General features: G+C 45.1%; 12 protein-coding genes, 2 tRNA genes and 3 rRNA genes. 5 read left to right on the forward strand and 12 right to left on the reverse strand.

The features are described from left to right. The first annotated feature begins 22 nt into the window (after positions 1–22). Positions 23–388, forward strand: coding sequence for a fluoride efflux transporter CrcB (gene crcB / locus ACYQ0C_RS12575; protein WP_025019478.1), 366 nt, complete (start codon positions 23–25; stop codon positions 386–388). A 74-nt stretch (positions 389–462) separates the two neighbouring features. On the opposite strand, the gene ACYQ0C_RS12580 is transcribed toward crcB, so the two are convergent. Further along, positions 463–1,218, reverse strand: coding sequence for a NigD1/NigD2 family lipoprotein (locus ACYQ0C_RS12580; RefSeq protein ID WP_016278005.1), 756 nt, complete (start codon positions 1,216–1,218; stop codon positions 463–465). 243 nt (positions 1,219–1,461) lie between these two features. On the opposite strand from ACYQ0C_RS12580, the gene ACYQ0C_RS12585 reads away from it, so the two are divergent. Together ACYQ0C_RS12585 and coaW are read left to right on the forward strand one after the other, a co-directional pair. Beyond that, the gene (locus ACYQ0C_RS12585; protein ID WP_016278006.1) at positions 1,462–2,079 is read left to right on the forward strand and encodes a phosphatase PAP2 family protein; all 618 of its coding nucleotides are present in this window, start codon (positions 1,462–1,464) and stop codon (positions 2,077–2,079) included. A gap of 137 nt (positions 2,080–2,216) precedes the next feature. Continuing rightward, positions 2,217–3,038, forward strand: a complete 822-nt coding sequence (coaW, locus tag ACYQ0C_RS12590) for a type II pantothenate kinase (protein ID WP_016278007.1) — start codon at positions 2,217–2,219, stop codon at positions 3,036–3,038. A 160-nt stretch (positions 3,039–3,198) separates the two neighbouring features. Here coaW and rrf read toward each other — a convergent pair. From rrf to ACYQ0C_RS12645, 11 genes are all read right to left on the reverse strand, one after another. Further along, positions 3,199–3,309 (reverse strand): 5S ribosomal RNA (gene rrf / locus ACYQ0C_RS12595). 78 nt (positions 3,310–3,387) lie between these two features. Continuing rightward, positions 3,388–6,273 (reverse strand): 23S ribosomal RNA (locus tag ACYQ0C_RS12600). A gap of 117 nt (positions 6,274–6,390) precedes the next feature. Beyond that, positions 6,391–6,464: transfer RNA gene (locus ACYQ0C_RS12605), tRNA-Ala, on the reverse strand. A gap of 15 nt (positions 6,465–6,479) precedes the next feature. Continuing rightward, positions 6,480–6,553: transfer RNA gene (locus tag ACYQ0C_RS12610), tRNA-Ile, on the reverse strand. Between the two features lie 126 nt (positions 6,554–6,679). Further along, a 16S ribosomal RNA gene (locus ACYQ0C_RS12615) occupies positions 6,680–8,208 on the reverse strand. The 16S, 23S and 5S rRNA genes sit together here with 2 tRNA genes alongside, the layout of an rRNA operon. A gap of 955 nt (positions 8,209–9,163) precedes the next feature. After that, positions 9,164–9,421 carry a hypothetical protein gene (locus ACYQ0C_RS12620; RefSeq protein ID WP_459976807.1) on the reverse strand — a complete coding sequence of 86 codons (258 nt, stop codon included), beginning with the start codon at positions 9,419–9,421 and terminating at the stop codon, positions 9,164–9,166. Between the two features lie 713 nt (positions 9,422–10,134). Beyond that, complete coding sequence (locus tag ACYQ0C_RS12625) at positions 10,135–11,337, reverse strand: ABC transporter permease (RefSeq protein ID WP_025077119.1); 1,203 nt, start codon at positions 11,335–11,337, stop codon at positions 10,135–10,137. Next, positions 11,321–12,493 carry an ABC transporter permease gene (locus ACYQ0C_RS12630; RefSeq protein WP_016276244.1) on the reverse strand — a complete coding sequence of 391 codons (1,173 nt, stop codon included), beginning with the start codon at positions 12,491–12,493 and terminating at the stop codon, positions 11,321–11,323. Before ACYQ0C_RS12630 ends, ACYQ0C_RS12625 begins: the two co-directional genes overlap by 17 nt. A gap of 60 nt (positions 12,494–12,553) precedes the next feature. Continuing rightward, positions 12,554–13,549 (reverse strand): HlyD family secretion protein, encoded by a 996-nt coding sequence (locus ACYQ0C_RS12635; RefSeq protein ID WP_016276243.1) that lies wholly within the window; start codon positions 13,547–13,549, stop codon positions 12,554–12,556. Positions 13,550–13,566: 17 nt separating this feature from the next. Further along, positions 13,567–15,000, reverse strand: a complete 1,434-nt coding sequence (locus ACYQ0C_RS12640; RefSeq protein WP_016276242.1) for a TolC family protein — start codon at positions 14,998–15,000, stop codon at positions 13,567–13,569. Between the two features lie 159 nt (positions 15,001–15,159). Then, positions 15,160–15,735: an RNA polymerase sigma-70 factor gene (locus tag ACYQ0C_RS12645; protein WP_016276241.1), complete on the reverse strand. Its 576-nt coding sequence runs from the start codon at positions 15,733–15,735 to the stop codon at positions 15,160–15,162. A gap of 139 nt (positions 15,736–15,874) precedes the next feature. Between ACYQ0C_RS12645 and ACYQ0C_RS12650 the strand changes: the two genes are divergently transcribed. Both ACYQ0C_RS12650 and ACYQ0C_RS12655 read left to right on the forward strand, forming a co-directional pair. Continuing rightward, positions 15,875–16,819, forward strand: coding sequence for a FecR family protein (locus ACYQ0C_RS12650; protein ID WP_016276240.1), 945 nt, complete (start codon positions 15,875–15,877; stop codon positions 16,817–16,819). A gap of 52 nt (positions 16,820–16,871) precedes the next feature. Beyond that, a complete protein-coding gene (locus tag ACYQ0C_RS12655; protein ID WP_032941680.1) occupies positions 16,872–20,261 on the forward strand; it encodes a SusC/RagA family TonB-linked outer membrane protein in 3,390 nt (1,129 codons plus the stop codon).

The following is a 20,261-nucleotide window of genomic DNA, read 5'->3' on the forward strand; positions in this document are numbered from 1 at the left end:
TTTGCATCAAAATGTAACATTTATGAAATCTCTATTATTCATCTTTTTGGGAGGAGGTACAGGAAGTGTGCTCCGCTACCTGCTGACCATTAGTATTTACCGCCAGGGAGCAACGAATTTTCCGTGGGGTACTTTCGCGGTCAATATCCTGGGCTGCATACTTATCGGGGCATTTTATACCCTCACCTCACGCATTCATATCAGCAATGATATAAGACTGATGCTCACCATCGGACTTTGCGGCGGCTTCACCACTTTCTCCACTTTCAGCAATGAAAGCTTGCAATTACTGAAATCCGGACTCTACCCCTCTTTTTTCACCTACGTCATTGGCAGTGTGGTACTGGGTATCCTCGGAGTGATGCTAGGAGTATGGATGAGCGAATAAAGCAAAATAAATATCCCTCCGGCTCTATACCACATAGAACAGGAGGGATTGAAATTGCACCTCGCTATAAAACCTTACTTTAATCTCAAGACACTTCGTCCGGCTGCAATGGCTGCACTGCTTGCAGGAGTCGACTTACGGGTACAGTAATCAAACTCCGCCGTTTTCTCCCCGTTAAACGATTTCCATTTTAATGTCAGTTTCACTGTTTTTCCTTCAGTGTCAGGCAAAGCATCCAGATTAAATGCCACCAGCCCGTCGGCAGTTTCACCGTACACATCACCAAAAGCATTATGGCGGAATTCTACCTCATAAGGATTCTCAGCATTCTTGCTCATCAGCAAATTGACAAAATGAGCCTGGCTACGATCCCCCCACACGGTCCTGAAACGCAAGGTCAGATAACCATCTTCGGCAATCGTTACCCAATCGTTAATCATATCTACAGGATCAGTGCCATACACTTCATCATTTTCATCTCCCAAATCAGCGGCAATGGGTTTTGTAAGGATACTGTCTATCCAGTTGATATGTACAGCCTTGTCATACTCTCCGCTTGACTCATTCACCTGTTCGAAATTTACAAGGGCTCTCACTTCCTTCTCACCATAAGGAGAATTTTTCATATTGACAGGCAGCAGTGTCGTACTGTCATCCAACTGCATAAAAAATGAATTGTCGGCCAGCGGCTTCACAGTAACCAGCGCATTGGGCTGCGCATATCTGTAATAACCATTATCATCATCATCCAGACAGGATTGAAAGATCATCACAGAAGCAATTACCGCTACAGACGCAAGCAATTTATTAAAACCAAAAAACTTTTTCATCACGTTTTCCTTTATTAGTTAATTATTCTAGTTTATAAGTCCTTTCTATCGATAATAATGCAGGGCATAACATAATGCTGCACGACGTTTTGTTAAGAAAACATAACCACGCTGGCAAAGAAAGAAATGACTTTAACGTAAGTATAATCAAGTCAAAACTTAGTTTGAACAAAATTCATCATGAACGCATTAATAAATAAGGCAAGAAAAGAGTACTTTTGAAGCATATTAATAGACAGACTTATGATAAGAAAAATTAAAACGGTGGCAATTATCACGTTCTACATAGCTGTATTGCTTGTTATCGCAGTATATTTGCAAAACGGAAACGGAGCCTTCTCCCATTTTTTCGAGAATGCAAACCTATATATACGCAACTTACGCAATGTACACACTCCGGCATTCCATCAAACATACGACAATTATCTGCAACTTTTCCCACTCATACTTCTGCTCGGCCTGAAATTGGGAGGAATAAGGGGTAGTTTCGGATGGAAACGGCTGCTCACTTTCATAGTCCTGGCAATCATACTGACGCAACTGGTAGTAAACGGATTGAAACTCACCACCGGAGTACTCCGTCCGGATGCCACAAATTATTTCTCTTTTCCATCCGGACATACGGCAGCAGCCTTTATGGCAGCCACCTTATTTTATAAAGAATATGGGTTCAAAGGATATTGGGTAGGATTAGTAGCATACGCAGCAGCTATAGTAACAGGATTTACCCGCATTCTGAACAACCGTCACTGGCTGTTTGATGTCATCATTGGCGCGGCTTTGGGAATACTGCTTACAAACTTAGCATTCCGTCTGGTACAACTCATATTCAAAGACCGGGGACTTATCCTACATAAATAGATACCATAAACCGGATAGCACCCAAGCGTAGGGTACCATTCCCCGGACAGATAATTGGAAATTATTCAGGCTATATGAATAACCACTCGAATAATTCCTCTATATTTGCACTCTTTTAAACTAAAAAAAGAAAAAAGATGGGAATGGTAATAGGTATAGATGTAGGTGGAAGTACTACCAAGATAATAGGTGTGGACAAAGAAGGCATAAAACATCCTATGATTGTAAAAGCTGAAGATCCAATCACTTCGTTATTCGGTGCTTTCGGCAAGTATATATATGATAATGGAATCAGCCTGAACGACATTGAAAAAGTCATGCTGACAGGAGTGGGAAGTGCTTACGTGAACCAACCGCTATACGGACTTCCTACCGATCATACGGATGAGTTTCTGGCAAACGGTCTGGGAGCTCACTATAATTCCCGACTGCAGGATCTTATCGTAGTAAGTATGGGCACCGGCACTTCTTTTGTAAAAGTAGAAGGTGAAAATATCTCCCACATAGGTGGCATAGGTATTGGCGGAGGAACCATTCAAGGACTATCGCGCCTATTACTAAAGACGCAAAATATTCATCAAGTGGTGGATATGGCTGAAAAAGGTATAATAGAAAATATTGATTTACAAATCAAGGATATTTGCAACACTCCTCTGCCCGGGCTTCCTTTGGATGCCACCGCTTCCACATTTGGTAAAGCAAACTCAAACGCCTCTATGGAAGATGTAGCGGCCGGAATCATTCACATGGTATTACAATCCATAGGGCAATCTGTCATTTTAGCTGCACTGAATAGTCATATCAAAGATTTTGTCCTGATAGGTAATTTGACAAAAATGCCACAATGCAAAGAAATATTCCCGGTTATGGAAGAAATGTATCAGTGTCATTTTTGGATACCCGAATATGCTGAATATCGCACGGCATTAGGAGCAGCGCTCGCTTATACCCATAAATAAGAAAAAGGATTTACTGCCGTCATTTTCTTGTTTATCCTCATGCCGTATGGCATATATTATCAACCGAAAAAAGCCTCCGGACTCATGTCCGGGGGATTCTGCCGGGCGTACATAACAAAAGAACTCCTCCGGAACCTGATTGTTCCGGAGGAGTTCTGTAAAACGGCGGCTACCTACTCTCCCACTGTGACGCAGTACCATCGGCGTGGTGAGGCTTAACTTCTCTGTTCGGAATGGGAAGAGGTGGAACCCTCACGCTATAGCCACCTGAATAAGGTTGACATATTGATAAGCTGTTATCGTAATTTAATTCTGTAGTAAAAACTAAAGGTATACACCATCCGTTTCATAAAGAAAGTGGACGGGCAATTAGTAATGCTCGGCTTTGATGTCTCCATCTTTACACCTGCATCCTATCAACGTCGTCGTCTGCAACGACCCTGAGAAATCTAATCTTGTGGCCGGCTTCGTACTTAGATGCTTTCAGCACTTATCCGATCCCGACTTGGATACCCGGCGATGCACCTGGCGGCACAACCGGTAAACCAGAGGTCAGTCCAACACGGTCCTCTCGTACTAGTGTCAGAGCCACGCAAATTTCATACGCCCACGATAGATAGAGACCGAACTGTCTCACGACGTTCTGAACCCAGCTCGCGTGCCACTTTAATGGGCGAACAGCCCAACCCTTGGGACCTTCTCCAGCCCCAGGATGTGACGAGCCGACATCGAGGTGCCAAACCACTCCGTCGATATGAGCTCTTGGGAGGGATCAGCCTGTTATCCCCGGAGTACCTTTTATCCTTTGAGCGATGTCCCTTCCATACGGAAACACCGGATCACTATGCTCTAGTTTCCTACCTGCTCGACTTGTGAGTCTCCCAGTCAAGCGCCCTTATGCCATTACACTCTCCCGGCGGTTACCAATCGCCGTGAGGGCACCTTTAGAAGCCTCCGTTACACTTTTGGAGGCGACCACCCCAGTCAAACTACCCACCAATCAGTGTCCTCGCATCACGAGTTAGAACTCAAACAAATGAAGGGTCGTATTTCAACAGCGGCTCCACAAATACTGGCGTACCTGCTTCAAAGCCTCCGACCTATCCTACACATCACGTGCCCAAATTCAATGATAAGCTATAGTAAAGGTTCACGGGGTCTTTTCGTCCCATCGCGGGTAATCGGCATCTTCACCGATACTACAATTTCACTGAGCTCACGGTTGAGACAGCGTCCAGATCATTACACCATTCGTGCAGGTCGGAACTTACCCGACAAGGAATTTCGCTACCTTAGGACCGTTATAGTTACGGCCGCCGTTTACTGGGGCTTCAATTCAACGCTTCTCTTGCGATGACGTCTCCTCTTAACCTTCCAGCACCGGGCAGGTGTCAGGCTGTATACCGGATCTTTCGATTTCGCACAGCCCTGTGTTTTTGTTAAACAGTTGCCTGGACCTATTCTCTGCGCCCTCTCTTGCGAGGAGGGACCCTTTATCCCGAAGTTACAGGGTCAGTTTGCCTAGTTCCTTAACCGTGAATCACTCAAGCGCCTTAGAATATTCATCCCGACCACGTGTGTCCGTTTACGGTACGGGTACCTTTACGGTATAGCTTAGCGGATTTTCTCGGCAGTATGCTTACGTGCACTATTGCCTTGTCCCGGAGGACGCGGCATACTCTCAGGTTCGAATCACGTGGTGGATTTGCCTGCCACGATCAGCTTCTACACCCTTCAACCATCTATTCCGTCAGATGGCGGCACTGTCACTTCTGCGTCTCCACATCGCCCGTAAAGGTAGTAACGGAATATTAACCGTTTCTGCCATCGGCCTCGCCGTTCGGCTGAGCCTTAGGACCCGACTGACCCTGATCCGATTAGCGTTGATCAGGAAACCTTGGTCTTGCGGCGAGCAGGTTTCTCACCTGCTTTATCGTTACTTATACCTACATTTGCTTTTCCACACGCTCCAGAATACCTCACGGTACGCCTTCGACGCCGGGTGGAATGCTCCCCTACCGATCATTTACATGATCCCACTGCTTCGGTAGACAACTTCATACCCGATTATTATCCACGCCGGACTCCTCGACTAGTGAGCTGTTACGCACTCTTTAAATGAATGGCTGCTTCCAAGCCAACATCCTAGCTGTCATGGCAGTCCGACTTCGTTAGTTTAACTTAGCTGTCATTTCGGGACCTTAGCAGGTGGTCCGGATTCTTCTCCTCTCGGGCACGGACCTTAGCACCCATGCCCTCACTCCTGCGGTAAAACTGATGCGCATTCGGAGTTTGTCAAGACTTGATAGGCGGTGAAGCCCTCGCATCTTATCAGTCGCTCTACCTCACATCAGTAACCCGCAAGGCTGCACCTAAATGCATTTCGGGGAGTACGAGCTATCTCCAAGTTTGATTAGCCTTTCACCCCTACCCTCAACTCATCCAGAAGCTTTTCAACGCTTATTGGTTCGGTCCTCCAGCTGGTGTTACCCAGCCTTCAACCTGGTCAAGGGTAGATCACTTGGTTTCGCGTCTGCCACTGCCGACTCAGGCGCCCTATTCAGACTCGCTTTCGCTTCGGCTTCGGGTGTCATCACCCTTAACCTTGCCGGCAACGGCAACTCGTAGGTTCATTATGCAAAAGGCACGCCGTCACAGCTCAAGCTGCTCCGACCGCTTGTAGGCGCACGGTTTCAGGGACTGTTTCACTCTTCTGTTCGAAGTGCTTTTCACCTTTCCCTCACGGTACTGGTTCGCTATCGGTCTCTCGGGAGTATTTAGCCTTACCGGATGGTCCCGGCAGATTCACGCAGAATTCCTCGTGCTCCGCGCTACTCAGGATACTACTACGGTTCGGCTGACTTCAAATACGCAACTTTCATGCTCTGTGGTTGAACTTTCCAGATCATTCTTTTCATCAGCTTTCGTCCGATATCGTAGTCCTACAACCCCACACATGCCGTAACATGGATGGTTTGGGCTCTTCCCCGTTCGCTCGCCACTACTTGGGGAATCATTGTTTATTTTCTTTTCCTGCAGGTACTAAGATGTTTCAGTTCCCTGCGTTAGCCTCCTACATGGTAGGATAATATCCCTTCAGGATATTGGGTTGTCCCATTCGGAAATCTTCGGATCAAAGGTTATTTGCACCTCCCCGAAGCTTGTCGCAGCTTATCACGTCCTTCATCGCCTCCGAGAGCCAAGGCATCCGCCATGCGCCCTTGCTTACTTTCTTTATTCATTCGCTGACACTTGCATGTCGGCGGGATGATATATACTTCTAGCTCTTTACTACTAAAATTACTTTTTGCTTGTACAATATGTCATAGACCGTTTCTCTTTTCAGAGACTGTGGAGAATAACGGATTCGAACCGTTGACCCTCTGCGTGCAAGGCAGATGCTCTAGCCAGCTGAGCTAATCCCCCGAATCTTGAGATTCGTAGTCCCAGGCAGAGTTGAACTGCCGACCTCTACATTATCAGTGTAGCGCTCTAACCAACTGAGCTATAGGACTAAGTTCAACCTAGTCTGTATTAGACCCGGCTTCTTCTTTTCTCTTCTCTGTATTTCTACAGTTATATGTTAAATAAACAACCAGCAGCACAAGGACAAGAACCTTTCGATCTGTATTCCTCTCCAGAAAGGAGGTGTTCCAGCCGCACCTTCCGGTACGGCTACCTTGTTACGACTTAGCCCCAGTCACCAGTTTTACCCTAGGGCGCTCCTTGCGGTTACGCACTTCAGGTACCCCCGGCTCCCATGGCTTGACGGGCGGTGTGTACAAGGCCCGGGAACGTATTCACCGCGCCATGGCTGATGCGCGATTACTAGCGAATCCAGCTTCGTGGAGTCGGGTTGCAGACTCCAGTCCGAACTGAGAGAGGCTTTCGGGATTGGCATCCACTTGCGTGGTAGCGGCCCTCTGTACCCCCCATTGTAACACGTGTGTGGCCCCGGACGTAAGGGCCGTGCTGATTTGACGTCATCCCCACCTTCCTCACATCTTACGATGGCAGTCTCCATAGAGTCCTCAGCATGACCTGTTAGTAACTATAGACAAGGGTTGCGCTCGTTATGGCACTTAAGCCGACACCTCACGGCACGAGCTGACGACAACCATGCAGCACCTTCACACTCGCTATTGCTAGCTATAACGTTTCCGCTATATTCGAGTGCAATTCAAGCCCGGGTAAGGTTCCTCGCGTATCATCGAATTAAACCACATGTTCCTCCGCTTGTGCGGGCCCCCGTCAATTCCTTTGAGTTTCACCGTTGCCGGCGTACTCCCCAGGTGGAATACTTAACGCTTTCGCTTGGCCGCTTGCAGTGTATCGCAAACAGCGAGTATTCATCGTTTACCGTGTGGACTACCAGGGTATCTAATCCTGTTTGATACCCACACTTTCGAGCATCAATGTCAGTGGCAGTTTAGTAGGCTGCCTTCGCAATCGGAGTTCTTCGTGATATCTAAGCATTTCACCGCTACACCACGAATTCCGCCTACCTCAACTGTACTCAAGGCTGCCAGTATCAATTGCAATTTTACGGTTGAGCCGCAAACTTTCACAACTGACTTAACAACCCATCTACGCTCCCTTTAAACCCAATAAATCCGGATAACGCTCGGATCCTCCGTATTACCGCGGCTGCTGGCACGGAGTTAGCCGATCCTTATTCATAAAGTACATACAAAAAGGCACACGTGCCTCACTTTATTCCTTTATAAAAGAAGTTTACAACCCGTAGGGCAGTCATCCTTCACGCTACTTGGCTGGTTCAGGCTCGCGCCCATTGACCAATATTCCTCACTGCTGCCTCCCGTAGGAGTTTGGACCGTGTCTCAGTTCCAATGTGGGGGACCTTCCTCTCAGAACCCCTATCCATCGTAGACTAGGTGGGCCGTTACCCCGCCTACTATCTAATGGAACGCATCCCCATCTTATACCGAAGTTCTTTAATCACGAGAAAATGCTGGCCCGTGATACCATCCCGTATTAATCTTCCTTTCAGAAGGCTGTCCGGGAGTATAAGGCAGGTTGGATACGTGTTACTCACCCGTGCGCCGGTCGCCATCAGTCTTAACAAGCTAAGACCATGCTGCCCCTCGACTTGCATGTGTTAAGCCTGTAGCTAGCGTTCATCCTGAGCCAGGATCAAACTCTTCATTGTAAAAATATTCTTTTCAACATTTAAGTTGATAATCTGCTCAAGGATCCAGATCTATCAATATCAATTATTGACGGTTCTTGTTTTTTCTATAACACCATATATACTATATAATGTATAGGCTTGTACTACTTGTTTGTTTATCTATAAGTCTTTCAAAGAACTCTTCTTCTTGTTGTGCTATCGGTTTCGAAAGCGGATGCAAAGGTAAGGGATTTAATTTTAACCACCAAATGTTTTCGAAAGTTTTTTAAAACTTTTTTTCAAGGCGGCCGGTTGTACGTTCCGAAAGGTCTTATCCGTTCTCGCTCCCTTAGCCACGCTAAGGTAAGATACCGGGTGCAGATCCTTATAAAGGAAAGCAACGCTCCTACGTTTGTATCACCAAGTCGGTCACACTGTTTTGTCAGTGCCGCATCTCTCCCGATTGCGGTTGCAAAGGTAGACGGTTTTAACTTAACAGCCAAACATATCTTACGGTTTTTCCTGAACTTTTTTGAAACTTGTTTGTAACAGGCTGATACAGAGATATGTTATAGGACATGTTTTTTAAGCGGACTCCGGAGGAGGGGAAAGGGACACACATTATAATATTCACGCGCGGGCGTGCGGGTGCGCATACAGGTGCGTAGACGGGAGGAGAAAAGGGAAAGAATGGGAAAGGAAGCGGATTACGGCAGCGGCAAAAAACATCAGGACCTTTTTTAAAAGGACCGGCATCTTTTTGGAAAAGACCATCATCTTTTAAAAAAAGGCCATCATCTTTTTGGAGAACGGCCTCATCCTTTTCCGAAAGGACAAGGATGTCCGGGCCGGAAAGGAAAGGGCATTTCACATACATATCCGGAGAATTCCGTACACACCCGGACGATTCACATAAAACACCTACAACAGAGTTTTGCAAAACTGCTGCCACTGCTACCACCCAACCCTCTGAAACCACGATGGACAGGGCGTCTCAAGGGGTGGTGGCAGCACCTTTTTTTATACAGAAAAAAGGGATGCTGCCACCACTTTTATCCATTTTTATCCCAAAACGTCCGGAAGAGGGGGAAAAGACAGGAGGCGGAGGAGGACCAAACGCAGGGAAAAGAAGACGGGTACGGACAGACAGAAACCGGAAACCGGACCGGCAGAACGGAGCCTGATGAAGGACAAGACATTGACCGCAACCTGACGGGAATCCGGTTGCGGACAGCCAGAACCACGGTTGCATACAGTCAAAGCCACAGTTGCAATCCGGCGGAACGGTAGTTTCACTACTGACGGAACTGAAGTTTCAGCCGGATGGAACTGAAGTTTCAGCCGGATGGAACTAAAGTTTCAGCCGGACGGAACCGGTTGAAACTCCTTGTCCGTATGCTCATTCATTGTAGCTTAACGCTTCAGGCTGACTACTACTTCATCTTACTTGTAAGGATGGTTGACGGAGTTAATACTTAGTTATGATATCAGTTGACTCCTTCAAGGTGAACAAGGCGGACCGTACACATCAGCAGCACCGGACACCAGCACCGAAAAAAAACAGCCGGAAAGCACCGGGCATCCGAAAAAAAATGAAGAAAAGTGGTGGCAGCAGCCCTCTTTACCGCATAAAAAAATCATCACAGACAGACGAAGGCTTGCAGTTGAAAATTACCGCCAGAGAAAATGAGACTGAGAAAATGCGAAAGGAAAAGGTTGTACTGACTGTACAGGAGGACATTGCTGCCGAAACACGAACTGTGAAACTAAATCAGGATGCCGCCACTATAGAATACGATTCATACAAAATGGATTCGTACTCCCTTTTGTTTTATCCATTGATTGGCTATGAAAATATTGTTTACGCTGTTATCCGTTGTTACAAGGAACTAATCCAATTCTTTTTCCAGGATTTTCAGTGTATTTCCGAAGAAGCCATTGGACAATACAACTACCCGGCCTTCATCAACCCAAAAGAGTCCTATCTTTATACTTTGCTTTTTTTATATTATAACGATAAACCCGGCAAGCCAAAACAAAGTATATCGCACATTGTATCCATAAGATAACATATTGCTGACTGATTTCAGACATCCCTGCTCCCATAGAGGTTATCTTAACAAAAGCCAAAGTTCCGGGAGCTGCAGGAATTATATAATGAACCCATTGCCAATACCAAGGCATTAACTCCAGCGGATAAGATACTCCGGACAAGAAAATCAATCCTACAGAGAAAAAAGCCACCAACAACAATGGAGCATCACTATCACTAAAGAATAACGAACAGGCCAGTCCCAAAAAGCTGGTAGCAAGAATATAAGGTATCATAAGTGACACTATTTTCCACGGATGCGCCAAATGAGGCAATTGGAAAACTAGAGGAAGAAGCCCTAGTAAAAAGATGGAAAACAAGGCATAAAAAACTAAATAAGTAAATGATTTTCCGATTACCACGGACGCCATACGTGAAAAAGAAAGATCGCTCCCTTCTGGACCTGCAAACCTCAGTATATCTCCCGTTTCACGTTCCTTTCCACTCAGCATGCTGATAACAAATATCAACGTCTGAAAAATAACAACCATCAATACGGCAGGTATCAAATAAGTGCCATAACCATCGGTGTAATTATACAGAGCAATCCCCACCACATCAATGGGCCTTGTCTGAACTACCGGCTGTATATCATTCCGGGGCAGAAAAACCACTTGCCCGGGACGGACATCATCATTCACAGCAAGCATGGCTCCAGCAGACGCCTCCTGCATGGAAGCAAAATATAGAAAAGCTGTAGTAGTGCTATACATGATATAGATCGCTTCTTCCCCACGCCCCACACGAGCATCAAAATCCGATGGAATGTAAACAATACCTACTACTTCATCACATTTCATCAATTCCTTGGCAGCAGGCAAATCAGCATTGTTTGTCAAAACTTGTGCCTGCGGAGTGGCATCCAGCAAACGGATGTAACTGCGGCTCAACGGAGTGCGGCTCATATCCACGACCGCCACCGGAGCATTGCGCACCACATTGGGGGCATACATATAGTTATAAAGTAATCCATACACAAAGATGCCACCGCTGAGTACCAATAAAATGGAATAGCGGGTACATATCACACGGAACTCGCGCCAAGATACAGCTAGTATATTATTCAATATCGTCATATTTCCTACTGATTAAAGATCGTTTCAAATGAGGCAACAACAATAAGGGAGGAATAAGGAACAACAACAGACAGGCTACGTTGCCCCACATATACGCATAACCATAGTTGCCATAAAGGAGATTCTGCCCAATCTCGACAAAGTGACGGACAGGGAAAAGATAAGAGGCATAATGCACCGGTGCAAACATGTGAGGAACCGGAAAAGTAACCCCGCCAAGGGTAGCGCCCAACGACCCTACCATAGAAACAATACTGATAATAATACTCAACGCAGGAAAAAGAGAGAACAGAAAAACAGCCAGCGCCTGCGTAGCAATGACCAACAGTATCGAAGTAAGATTCAACGCCCAAAAGCCACAATCCATCGGTATGTGCATAACACCAAAAAAGACATAGTTTGCCAGAATGCTCATAGCGATGAAGATAAAACTATATGGAAGCAACTTGGCAGTGACCGCCACCCAGATATTCCCATCTGCCACCGCCAGCCAGTTGGCTGAAGTATGAAATTTCCCTTCACTGCCAATGGAATATGTGGTGACCAACAATAAGATAACTTGCAGAAAAACGAAAAAGAATGGCTGCGTAAGATAAACCGAATAGTCCATATCAGGATTAAATAACGGATGATTCTGTGTGGCGACCGGTAACAGAAAAGATTCTATCTCTTCCTGATTTATACCCAATGCTACAGCATGAGTGACAATGGGAACTACCGAGATATTTTTCAACAAACTTTGAAATGCTCCGTGAATCTCACTTCCCACACTCATCAATGCATAATGGTAATAATAAGTCAGAGCTGTTTCCTTACCATCCATCACCTTTGCTTCAAAACCAGATGGAATACTGAGGTATCCATAAATATTTTTCCGCTGCACATCTGCCCGGGCTTCTGCTTCATCGGCATAATGCCGGGTGATGCGAAAAGTAGGAACAGCCTCGGTCATACGAATGATCTCACGAGAAGTAGCCGTATTATCACCATCCACAACACCCACTGGCAGATTCTCCATCTGTCCGTTACCAAAAATTGTAGCCATAAAAAAGATCGAGAATAAGGGCAAGACGATACACGACGCAAAATAAATGCGCCGGGAAACCATACGGTCCAGTTCACGTTTCAATACCGCTATAAAAGGAGATTGTTTCATTCAAGTAGTTCATTTATATTTACCATTCGCTGCAATCAGAATAACACCGTTATCCTTTCATCATTTCAATTCATCCAGATTTACCAAGACGGACATACCCGGTCTTAATCCCTCCATCGGCTCTACAGGCAGCGCATGAATTTCAAAAGTTTTCATATCGTACGTCCCCGTCTGCTTGGTGGATCGCCAAGTGGCAAAACTCCCCAACGGGCTGATGTAATTGATCTTAAATGCCTTGTTTTTTACATCAAGAGCCGGAATATCTCCAATGAAATTCTCGTTCATGCGGAAATAAGGCATATAGTCCTCACGGACATTAAGCACGACATGGCAGTCATCTAGTACTACCAGACTCATAATGGGAGTCCCCGCTCCTACCAGTTCCCCGCGCTTGGGATAGATGGTTGATATCTGCCCGTCTTCGGGAGCTGTGAGGCGGGCGTCCATCAACAAGGCCTGGACCTCATTCACAGTGCCCCGAGCCGCATCCACCAGGGAGCGGGCACTCTCTTTATCCTCTTTCTGCGCTCCGTCCTTCACTAACAAATATTGTTGATGCGCCGCCCGTTCGGCGGCAACAGCAGCTTTATACAAGGCTTCCACTTCATCTTTCCGCTGGCTGGTGACCACGCTGTCTTTGTAGAGCGCCTGAATACGGTCGTACGTCACCTTGGCCAGTTGCAAGTCACTCTTTGACTTGTTCCACAATTCTTCCACCGAACGGACGATCTGCCGACGTGTACCGTCGTCTATTTTCTTGTTCTGATATTTCGCAATATCTTCCAAGGCATTCACCTGCTGGAACTTCGCCCAAGCCTCAGGACTGTTAATCACTACCAAGGTGTCGCCCATCTTTACAAACTGTCCTTCCCGGACCAGAAAGGTATCAATTCGACCGGGCAGTTTTCCTGAAATCCGTATTTCGGTAGCTTCTATCTGCCCCTGTAATACAACCGGTTTATTGCTCATAGCTATAATCCCGATGGCAGACACCATAACAATGGCCACAAGAATAACGATAAAAGCGACTCCCAACTGTTTCTTCTCTTTTTCCATATTGTTTTCTTTTTTTATTATTTTTCGAATATAAAGTTCTCGGTTTGTCCGGTACGGCTATACTGCCAGAAGCTTTCGGGCATTCCACAGGTAGAGAGCAGGGAGGCCAGTGCCACATCATATTTATAATAAGCCAGCAAGAAAGCAATCTGCACCTTGGACAACATGGTTTCCGCATCAATCACATCGGTAGAGGTAGCCATACCTTCCTGAAAGGACTTTTTACGGATACGCACCAGTTCACGGCTCATCTCAATCGTGGTATTGAGTGTGGCCACATCATCTTTTGCCTTCTGAATCTCGCTATACAGCTTGTCCACTAGAACTCCCAAGTCATTCTGCGCCTTTTCACGCCCCAGTTGCAAAGTCTGTTTGGTGAGACGTGCCTGGCGGATATTGGCTTCACGGTTCAGTCCGTCGAATATATTCCAAGTAAACCCCACCCCTATCAAGGTACGGGGCATCAGGTTTTTCGGAAGATTATCGGCATAAAGTGTCTGTTTTCCAAACAGTGCAATGGTAGGTATATACGCACTTTTACTGATTTTTAACTGATTGTCGGCCATCACCTCCTGTATCCGCAATTTGCTCACCACATAGTTACCGGTACCTACCAGATTCTTGAAATAAAGTTCATCGGGCAGGTCATGATTCATAAACAAAGGAGAACTGGGATGGATGGAAGTGGCATCTTCCACATTCAACAAGACTTTCAACGCATTTTGCGCTACGTTCAAATCTGTCCGGGCAGATTCCAGCTCACGTTTGGCTTCATCCATGGTGACCTGGGCAAAGAGGCGTTCGGCCTTGTTTATCATACCATTCTCCTCCAGTTTCATAGCATTACGATAATGTTTCTGAAGGCCTAGAAAAGTTTGCTCGCGCACATCCACCACTCTTTGAGCCAGACGCAAGGCATAATAAGTCTCCACCAGTTCCGATTGCAAAATGGCTCCCGCCTCTTCCCTGCCTACCTCAGCTAAATCCACCATACGGTTACCGATACGGGTCGCAAAGATTCGTTTCCCTCCTGTAAAAAGCGGCCACGTCACATTAGCATCTATGGTCGTCAGGTTACGTTCCAATAAAGGAAAAGTAAGGGTATGCGCACCTATGTTATCAAGAATGGAAGAAATAAATTGATCATCGGGCACAATGGAATGCACAAAGTCTTTTGCCGGATCGGTAAATTGCTTTAAAGGCTCCTTAACCTCAATCTTGTTGGATAAATGAACGTATGCACCCGATGCGTTCAAAGACGGATACCAGAAAGCATTCATCTTTTGTCGCTCACTACGGGCTATACCCACAGCCTTATCCGCCATTTGCAACGTGCGGTTACCCTTATTCATCAGGCTGGCAGATTGTTCCAATGTCAAAGATAATTCCCCATTCTGAGCTGATAATGAAACCGGGAACAAAAGAACACCTAAAAATATTTTGTAATGCATACACTGTTTAGTTTCTGTTATGTTGTAATAAACAGAAAACTAAACAGATTGTTTGAACATCCGGTTTTCAATAAAGAGAGTCTGATCAGCATGCCATATCTTGTACCTCATTACCGAAAGGTTTTATTCATGGTGTTCTGAAGCTTACACTTCCACTCACTAAAATGAGAGAAGCGACAATAAAATCTCCCATCCCCGTTCTATGCTGTTTTTTAAGAACTTCAAAGCCTTTCCCATGTGTATCTCCACTGTCTTTGGACTGATGCCAAGCCTTTCGGCTATTTCTTTATAACTTAAGTTCTCTTCCCTGCTCAGTAAAAAACACCTCTTTTGCTGTTCGGGAAGTGAACCAATCAACTTATCAATAAAAACGGCCAGCTGAGATGCGCAATACTCTTCCTCCACACTATTCGAATTATAATTACTTTCATTTCCGAAAGCTGAAAGAACGGAAGTTTTAAACAGATTCTCATTCACCTTTTTTCTGTTTCTACTGAAAACGATGTTCCGGGTAATAATAAAAAGAAAGCCTTTGAAACTCTCATCTTCTTTCAGTAGATGTCTGGATTCCCATAACTTCACAAACACATCCTGAACAATTTCCTCAGCATCGGCAACCCTACTGATATACAACCTGCTAAAGTCATATACCTGCCCCCAATAGTCATTGTATAATTCCACAAAAGCCTGATGATCACCATATTTTACAGCTATTACTTTTTCTCTCTCGCTCATATCTGTACAAGTATTAATGGCGTCAAAGCTATGTATTATTTCAAGAGAAACAAAAATAAAACACTTTTTTTTTAATGGTATAGGGGTAAGAGGCACATAAAGCGTATTTAGTGCATAACCCGATAAAAAAGAGAATTTTATGAATGCAACAAATCTCATTAATACTATAAAAAGGATGCTGACGGACAAATTAACCGCTTCTGAAAGAGAACAGCTTCTCAACGAGAAGCCCATGATCCGCTTCCAGGCCCGGCAATGGGAAAAAGCTCCCAAAAAACATTGGGAAGAAAATGTATCTTCACAAACCATACTCCATAAAGTGATGGCAAGATGCCACAGTGCCAAACAGCCGGTATCATACAACAAAAAATATTTCCGGATGGGATATTCCATTGCCGCTACTATTGTACTTTTCATTGTCAGCTGCTGGTTGGTCAATAACCTGTCATCATCATACATCAAAATCAGTACATATACCCAGGAAAAACGCGTATTCATGCTCCCCGACAGTTCGGAAGTATGGCTTAATGAAGCATCCGAAATCTGTTATCACAAATCCTTTTCGGATAACAGAAAAGTCTTTTTAAAAAAAGGAGAAGCGTTCTTTAAGGTTAAAAAGAAGCAAGGGGCACCGTTCAGCGTTTTTTTCCACCAGTCGCATGTCGAAGTGACAGGAACTGAATTCAATATCAAATCGGGAGATTCCGAATCGGAAATCACCTTATTTACAGGTTCCATCAAATTTCAGGCAGAGAAAGGACAGGAAGAAATACCAATGAGCACCAATGAACGGATCATATACAACATGCATACAAAATCAGTGGTATGTACCAATATAGATGCCAACGAATATGACTGGCGATCAGACAAATACCATTTCACCAACAAACCTTTGCAGGAGTTCGTAGAGTTTATCAACCGCTCCCATGACACGCAGGTCATCATCAAAGGAAAAGGCCTGAAAGAATTGCGTTTTAACGGGACCATACATAAAAACGAGCCGTTGAAAGACATCATAGAAAAAATATGCATCAGTCTGGATCTGCAAATGAAGACTGAAAAAGATTCCATTATTTTGTTCTGACAAGTACCTAAATTAATTATTCATAATATTCATTTCTAACCTTTTTAAAATCATGAAAAATATGTATTCTTTTAGCTGCATATTAAAATATGCAGTCTTGCTGTTTTGTTTCCTGCCACCGACAATACACGCTCACAACACAGGACAAAGCAGGAAAATTATTCTCAAAGGAGAAAGTATAACCATGCAAGAAGCGATTCAGATCATTGAAGCCAACAGCACGTACACATTCTTCTTTAAATCAGGTATGCTGTCCGAAACAGAAAAGAAAGACTACAATCTGGAAGGAGACATCCATGAGATCCTGAAAGGGGTATTTACCGGCAGCGGCATTACCTACGTTATCAAGAACAATGAAATTATCTTGAAAGGCACAGCAAAACAAGCTCCCCAGCAATCCAAACAAAAAGAAAGAAAGACGGAAATAGTGGGCGTTGTAGCCGATGCCGATACAGGCGAGGGCATCATCGGGGCTTCTGTACAGTTGAAAGGCACTTCTACCGGAACAATTACCGATTTAGACGGGCAGTTCAAAATAATGGCTTCCCCATCGGATGCCATTGTCATCTCCTTTATAGGCTATATATCTCAGGAAATAAAAATAGGATCGCACAAACTGTTCTCCATCGAGTTGCACGAGGACAGCAAGCAACTGGACGAAGTGGTTATCACCGCCTATGGTACCGGACAGAAAAAGGCAAGCATGGTAGGATCGGTAGAATCCATCAAACCATCGGAACTGCAAATACCTTCCACCAACCTGTCCACCGCATTTGCAGGACGCTTGGCAGGAGTTGTCGCCGTGCAACGGAGCGGACAGCCGGGTGCCGACGGAGCGAACTTCTGGATTCGAGGTGTTTCCACCATGAACGGAGTCACCAACCCACTTATCATTCTAGACGGAGTACAAGTCAGTTCCAGTGACTTAAACAATTTAGACCCTGAAATCATAGACAACTTCTCTATCCTGAAAGACGCCACCGCCACGGCAATGTATGGAACCAGAGGAGCCAACGGTGTAATGATTGTAACCACCAAATCGGGCATGAACCTAGACAAACCTATTATTAACTTCCGCATGGAAGCGCAAATGTCTCAGCCTACCAGTACACCCAGATTCGTAAACGGCGCCACCTATATGGAGCTTTTCAATGAAGCGGTAAACAACGACAACAGTGGCGACGTACTATACAGCGAAGAAAAAATAGCCGGCACACGCGCCGGATTGAATCCTTACATTTATCCGAACGTAAACTGGTATGATGAATTGTTTACCAACCATGCCTTCAACGAGAAGTTTAACTTCAACATACGTGGCGGAGGTAAACGGGTGAACTATTTTTCCAGCATCTCTGTCAACCACGAGTCGGGAATGCTCAAAAACCGTTCGAGAGACTTCTTCTCTTACAGCAACAACATTAACATCATGCGCTACAACTTTCAGAACAACATTAACGCCGAGCTAAGTAAAACATCAAAATTATCTTTACGGCTGAATGTACAGTTGCGCGACATGACCAGTCCCAATCAGGGAGTAGGCGCCATTTTTACCAATGCCATGGATACTTCACCGGTAGAATTTCCGGTTTATTTTCCGGATGACGGTAGTACTCCTTATGTCAAATGGGGATCTACGGAACGTATCAATGCCGATTACCAGACAAACCCTGTAGCTCAAGCCGCCACCGGATACAATAAAGGCTTCCAAAGCACAGTAATCGCTGCACTGGAGTTTAACCAAAAGTTAAATTTCATCACAAAGGGATTAAGTTTTAAGGCACTGGCTTCATTTAAAAACTGGTCGTCTTCCAATAACATGCGCTCGGGACATTGGAACAAGTTCTCGTTGACAGGCTATGAAGAAGATGGGAACGGAGGTTACAACTATATGACAAGCCGGATCGGAGATGAATACCAGACCAACCTGTCCGCCAGCAATTCAACCTCAGGCAACCGTCGCTTCTATATAGAAGGTATGCTCAACTACAGCCGTACCTTTGATAAACACGATGTAAACGCTATGATAATCTATAACCAGGATGAGCTGGTCAATAACGTACCGGGCAATGGCAACTTTATCGGTTCGCTGCCTCAGCGCAAGCAAGGCCTTGCCGCACGTGCCTCCTACACGTATGCGGGAAAATACCTGGCTGAAGTAAATGTGGGATACAATGGTTCGGAGAATTTCGCCAAAGGACACCGATTCGGTTTCTTTCCCTCTGTAGCCTTAGGCTATAACATCAGCGAGGAGCCTTACTTCAAGCCTTTGAAAAACATTGTCTCCAAATTGAAGTTACGTGGTTCATGGGGACTGGTGGGTAATGACCAGATAAACGGCAGCCGATTTATCTATATGTCACAAATAGACCTGAACGGAATAGGTTACACAACAGGAATCAACCAGAATGTCACCTACAACGGTCCTGTTTATCAGCGTTACGCCAATGAGAATATTACGTGGGAGGTCGGTGAAAAGCTAAACTTCGGAGTAGATTTGCAATTATTCCGTTCATTAGACTTGACTTTTGATATCTTCCGCGAAAACCGGCGCGACATTTTCCAGCAAAAGCAGACGATTCCTACCTATATGGGCACAGCCAGTACGAAAGTATATGGTAACCTTGCCGCCATGCGTAACCAGGGCTTTGAATTGGCAGCCAATTATAATAAAAAAATAAACAAAGAATGGTTTGTCAGTTTCAAGGGAACCTTTACATACGCACACAATAAAATCACCAAATATGACGAAGCTCCCAAATATCCATGGCAGTCCAAAATAGGAGTCAGTGCCAATACGAATGGAATTTACGTATCCGACGGACTCTTTATAGATGCCCAAGACATTGCACACCATCCTCAACAACTAGGAATGATTATCAGCCCGGGCGACATTAAATACATCAACATTTCAAAAGACTGGTACGGGTATGAGGACAACCTGACCGATACAGACGACTGGGTATGGTCCAAATATCCGGTTATACCGGAAATAGTCTATGGATTCGGCCCTTCCATCAAATGGAAAAACCTGGATTTCTCCTTCTTCTTCCAAGGAGTCTCAAGAACCTCCTTCATCCTCAATAATTTCCATCCTTTCGGTGACAATATGCTACGTAATGTGCTGTCATGGGTGGCGGACGAACGCTGGAGTCCCGACAATCAAGACACCAACGCAACGTATCCGCGCCTGTCACGCAAGACCAACTCTAACAACAACAAGAACTCCAGTTATTGGGAACGCAATGGAGCTTTTCTGAAATTGAAGAACGCAGAAATAGGCTATACATACAAACACATGAGACTATATATCAGCGGTTCCAACTTGCTCACATTTGCTCCGTTCAAATTATGGGACCCTGAACAGGGAGGCGGAAACGGACTTTCCTATCCTACCCAGCGTGTTTTCAACATTGGATTTCAAATGACTATCAATAACAAATAA

The organism is Phocaeicola sartorii JCM 17136 = DSM 21941 (assembly GCF_054653615.1).

Excerpts from the sequence above, each read along its gene's own strand:
- crcB (WP_025019478.1), top strand. The coding sequence starts at position 23 with ATGAAATCTCTATTATTCATCTTTTTGGGAGGAGGTACAGGAAGTGTG.
- ACYQ0C_RS12580 (WP_016278005.1), bottom strand. The coding sequence starts at position 1,218 with ATGAAAAAGTTTTTTGGTTTTAATAAATTGCTTGCGTCTGTAGCGGTA.
- ACYQ0C_RS12585 (WP_016278006.1), top strand. The coding sequence starts at position 1,462 with ATGATAAGAAAAATTAAAACGGTGGCAATTATCACGTTCTACATAGCT.
- coaW (WP_016278007.1), top strand. The coding sequence starts at position 2,217 with ATGGGAATGGTAATAGGTATAGATGTAGGTGGAAGTACTACCAAGATA.
- ACYQ0C_RS12620 (WP_459976807.1), bottom strand. The coding sequence starts at position 9,421 with ATGCAACCGTGGTTCTGGCTGTCCGCAACCGGATTCCCGTCAGGTTGC.
- ACYQ0C_RS12625 (WP_025077119.1), bottom strand. The coding sequence starts at position 11,337 with ATGACGATATTGAATAATATACTAGCTGTATCTTGGCGCGAGTTCCGT.
- ACYQ0C_RS12630 (WP_016276244.1), bottom strand. The coding sequence starts at position 12,493 with ATGAAACAATCTCCTTTTATAGCGGTATTGAAACGTGAACTGGACCGT.
- ACYQ0C_RS12635 (WP_016276243.1), bottom strand. The coding sequence starts at position 13,549 with ATGGAAAAAGAGAAGAAACAGTTGGGAGTCGCTTTTATCGTTATTCTT.
- ACYQ0C_RS12640 (WP_016276242.1), bottom strand. The coding sequence starts at position 15,000 with ATGCATTACAAAATATTTTTAGGTGTTCTTTTGTTCCCGGTTTCATTA.
- ACYQ0C_RS12645 (WP_016276241.1), bottom strand. The coding sequence starts at position 15,735 with ATGAGCGAGAGAGAAAAAGTAATAGCTGTAAAATATGGTGATCATCAG.
- ACYQ0C_RS12650 (WP_016276240.1), top strand. The coding sequence starts at position 15,875 with ATGAATGCAACAAATCTCATTAATACTATAAAAAGGATGCTGACGGAC.
- ACYQ0C_RS12655 (WP_032941680.1), top strand. The coding sequence starts at position 16,872 with ATGAAAAATATGTATTCTTTTAGCTGCATATTAAAATATGCAGTCTTG.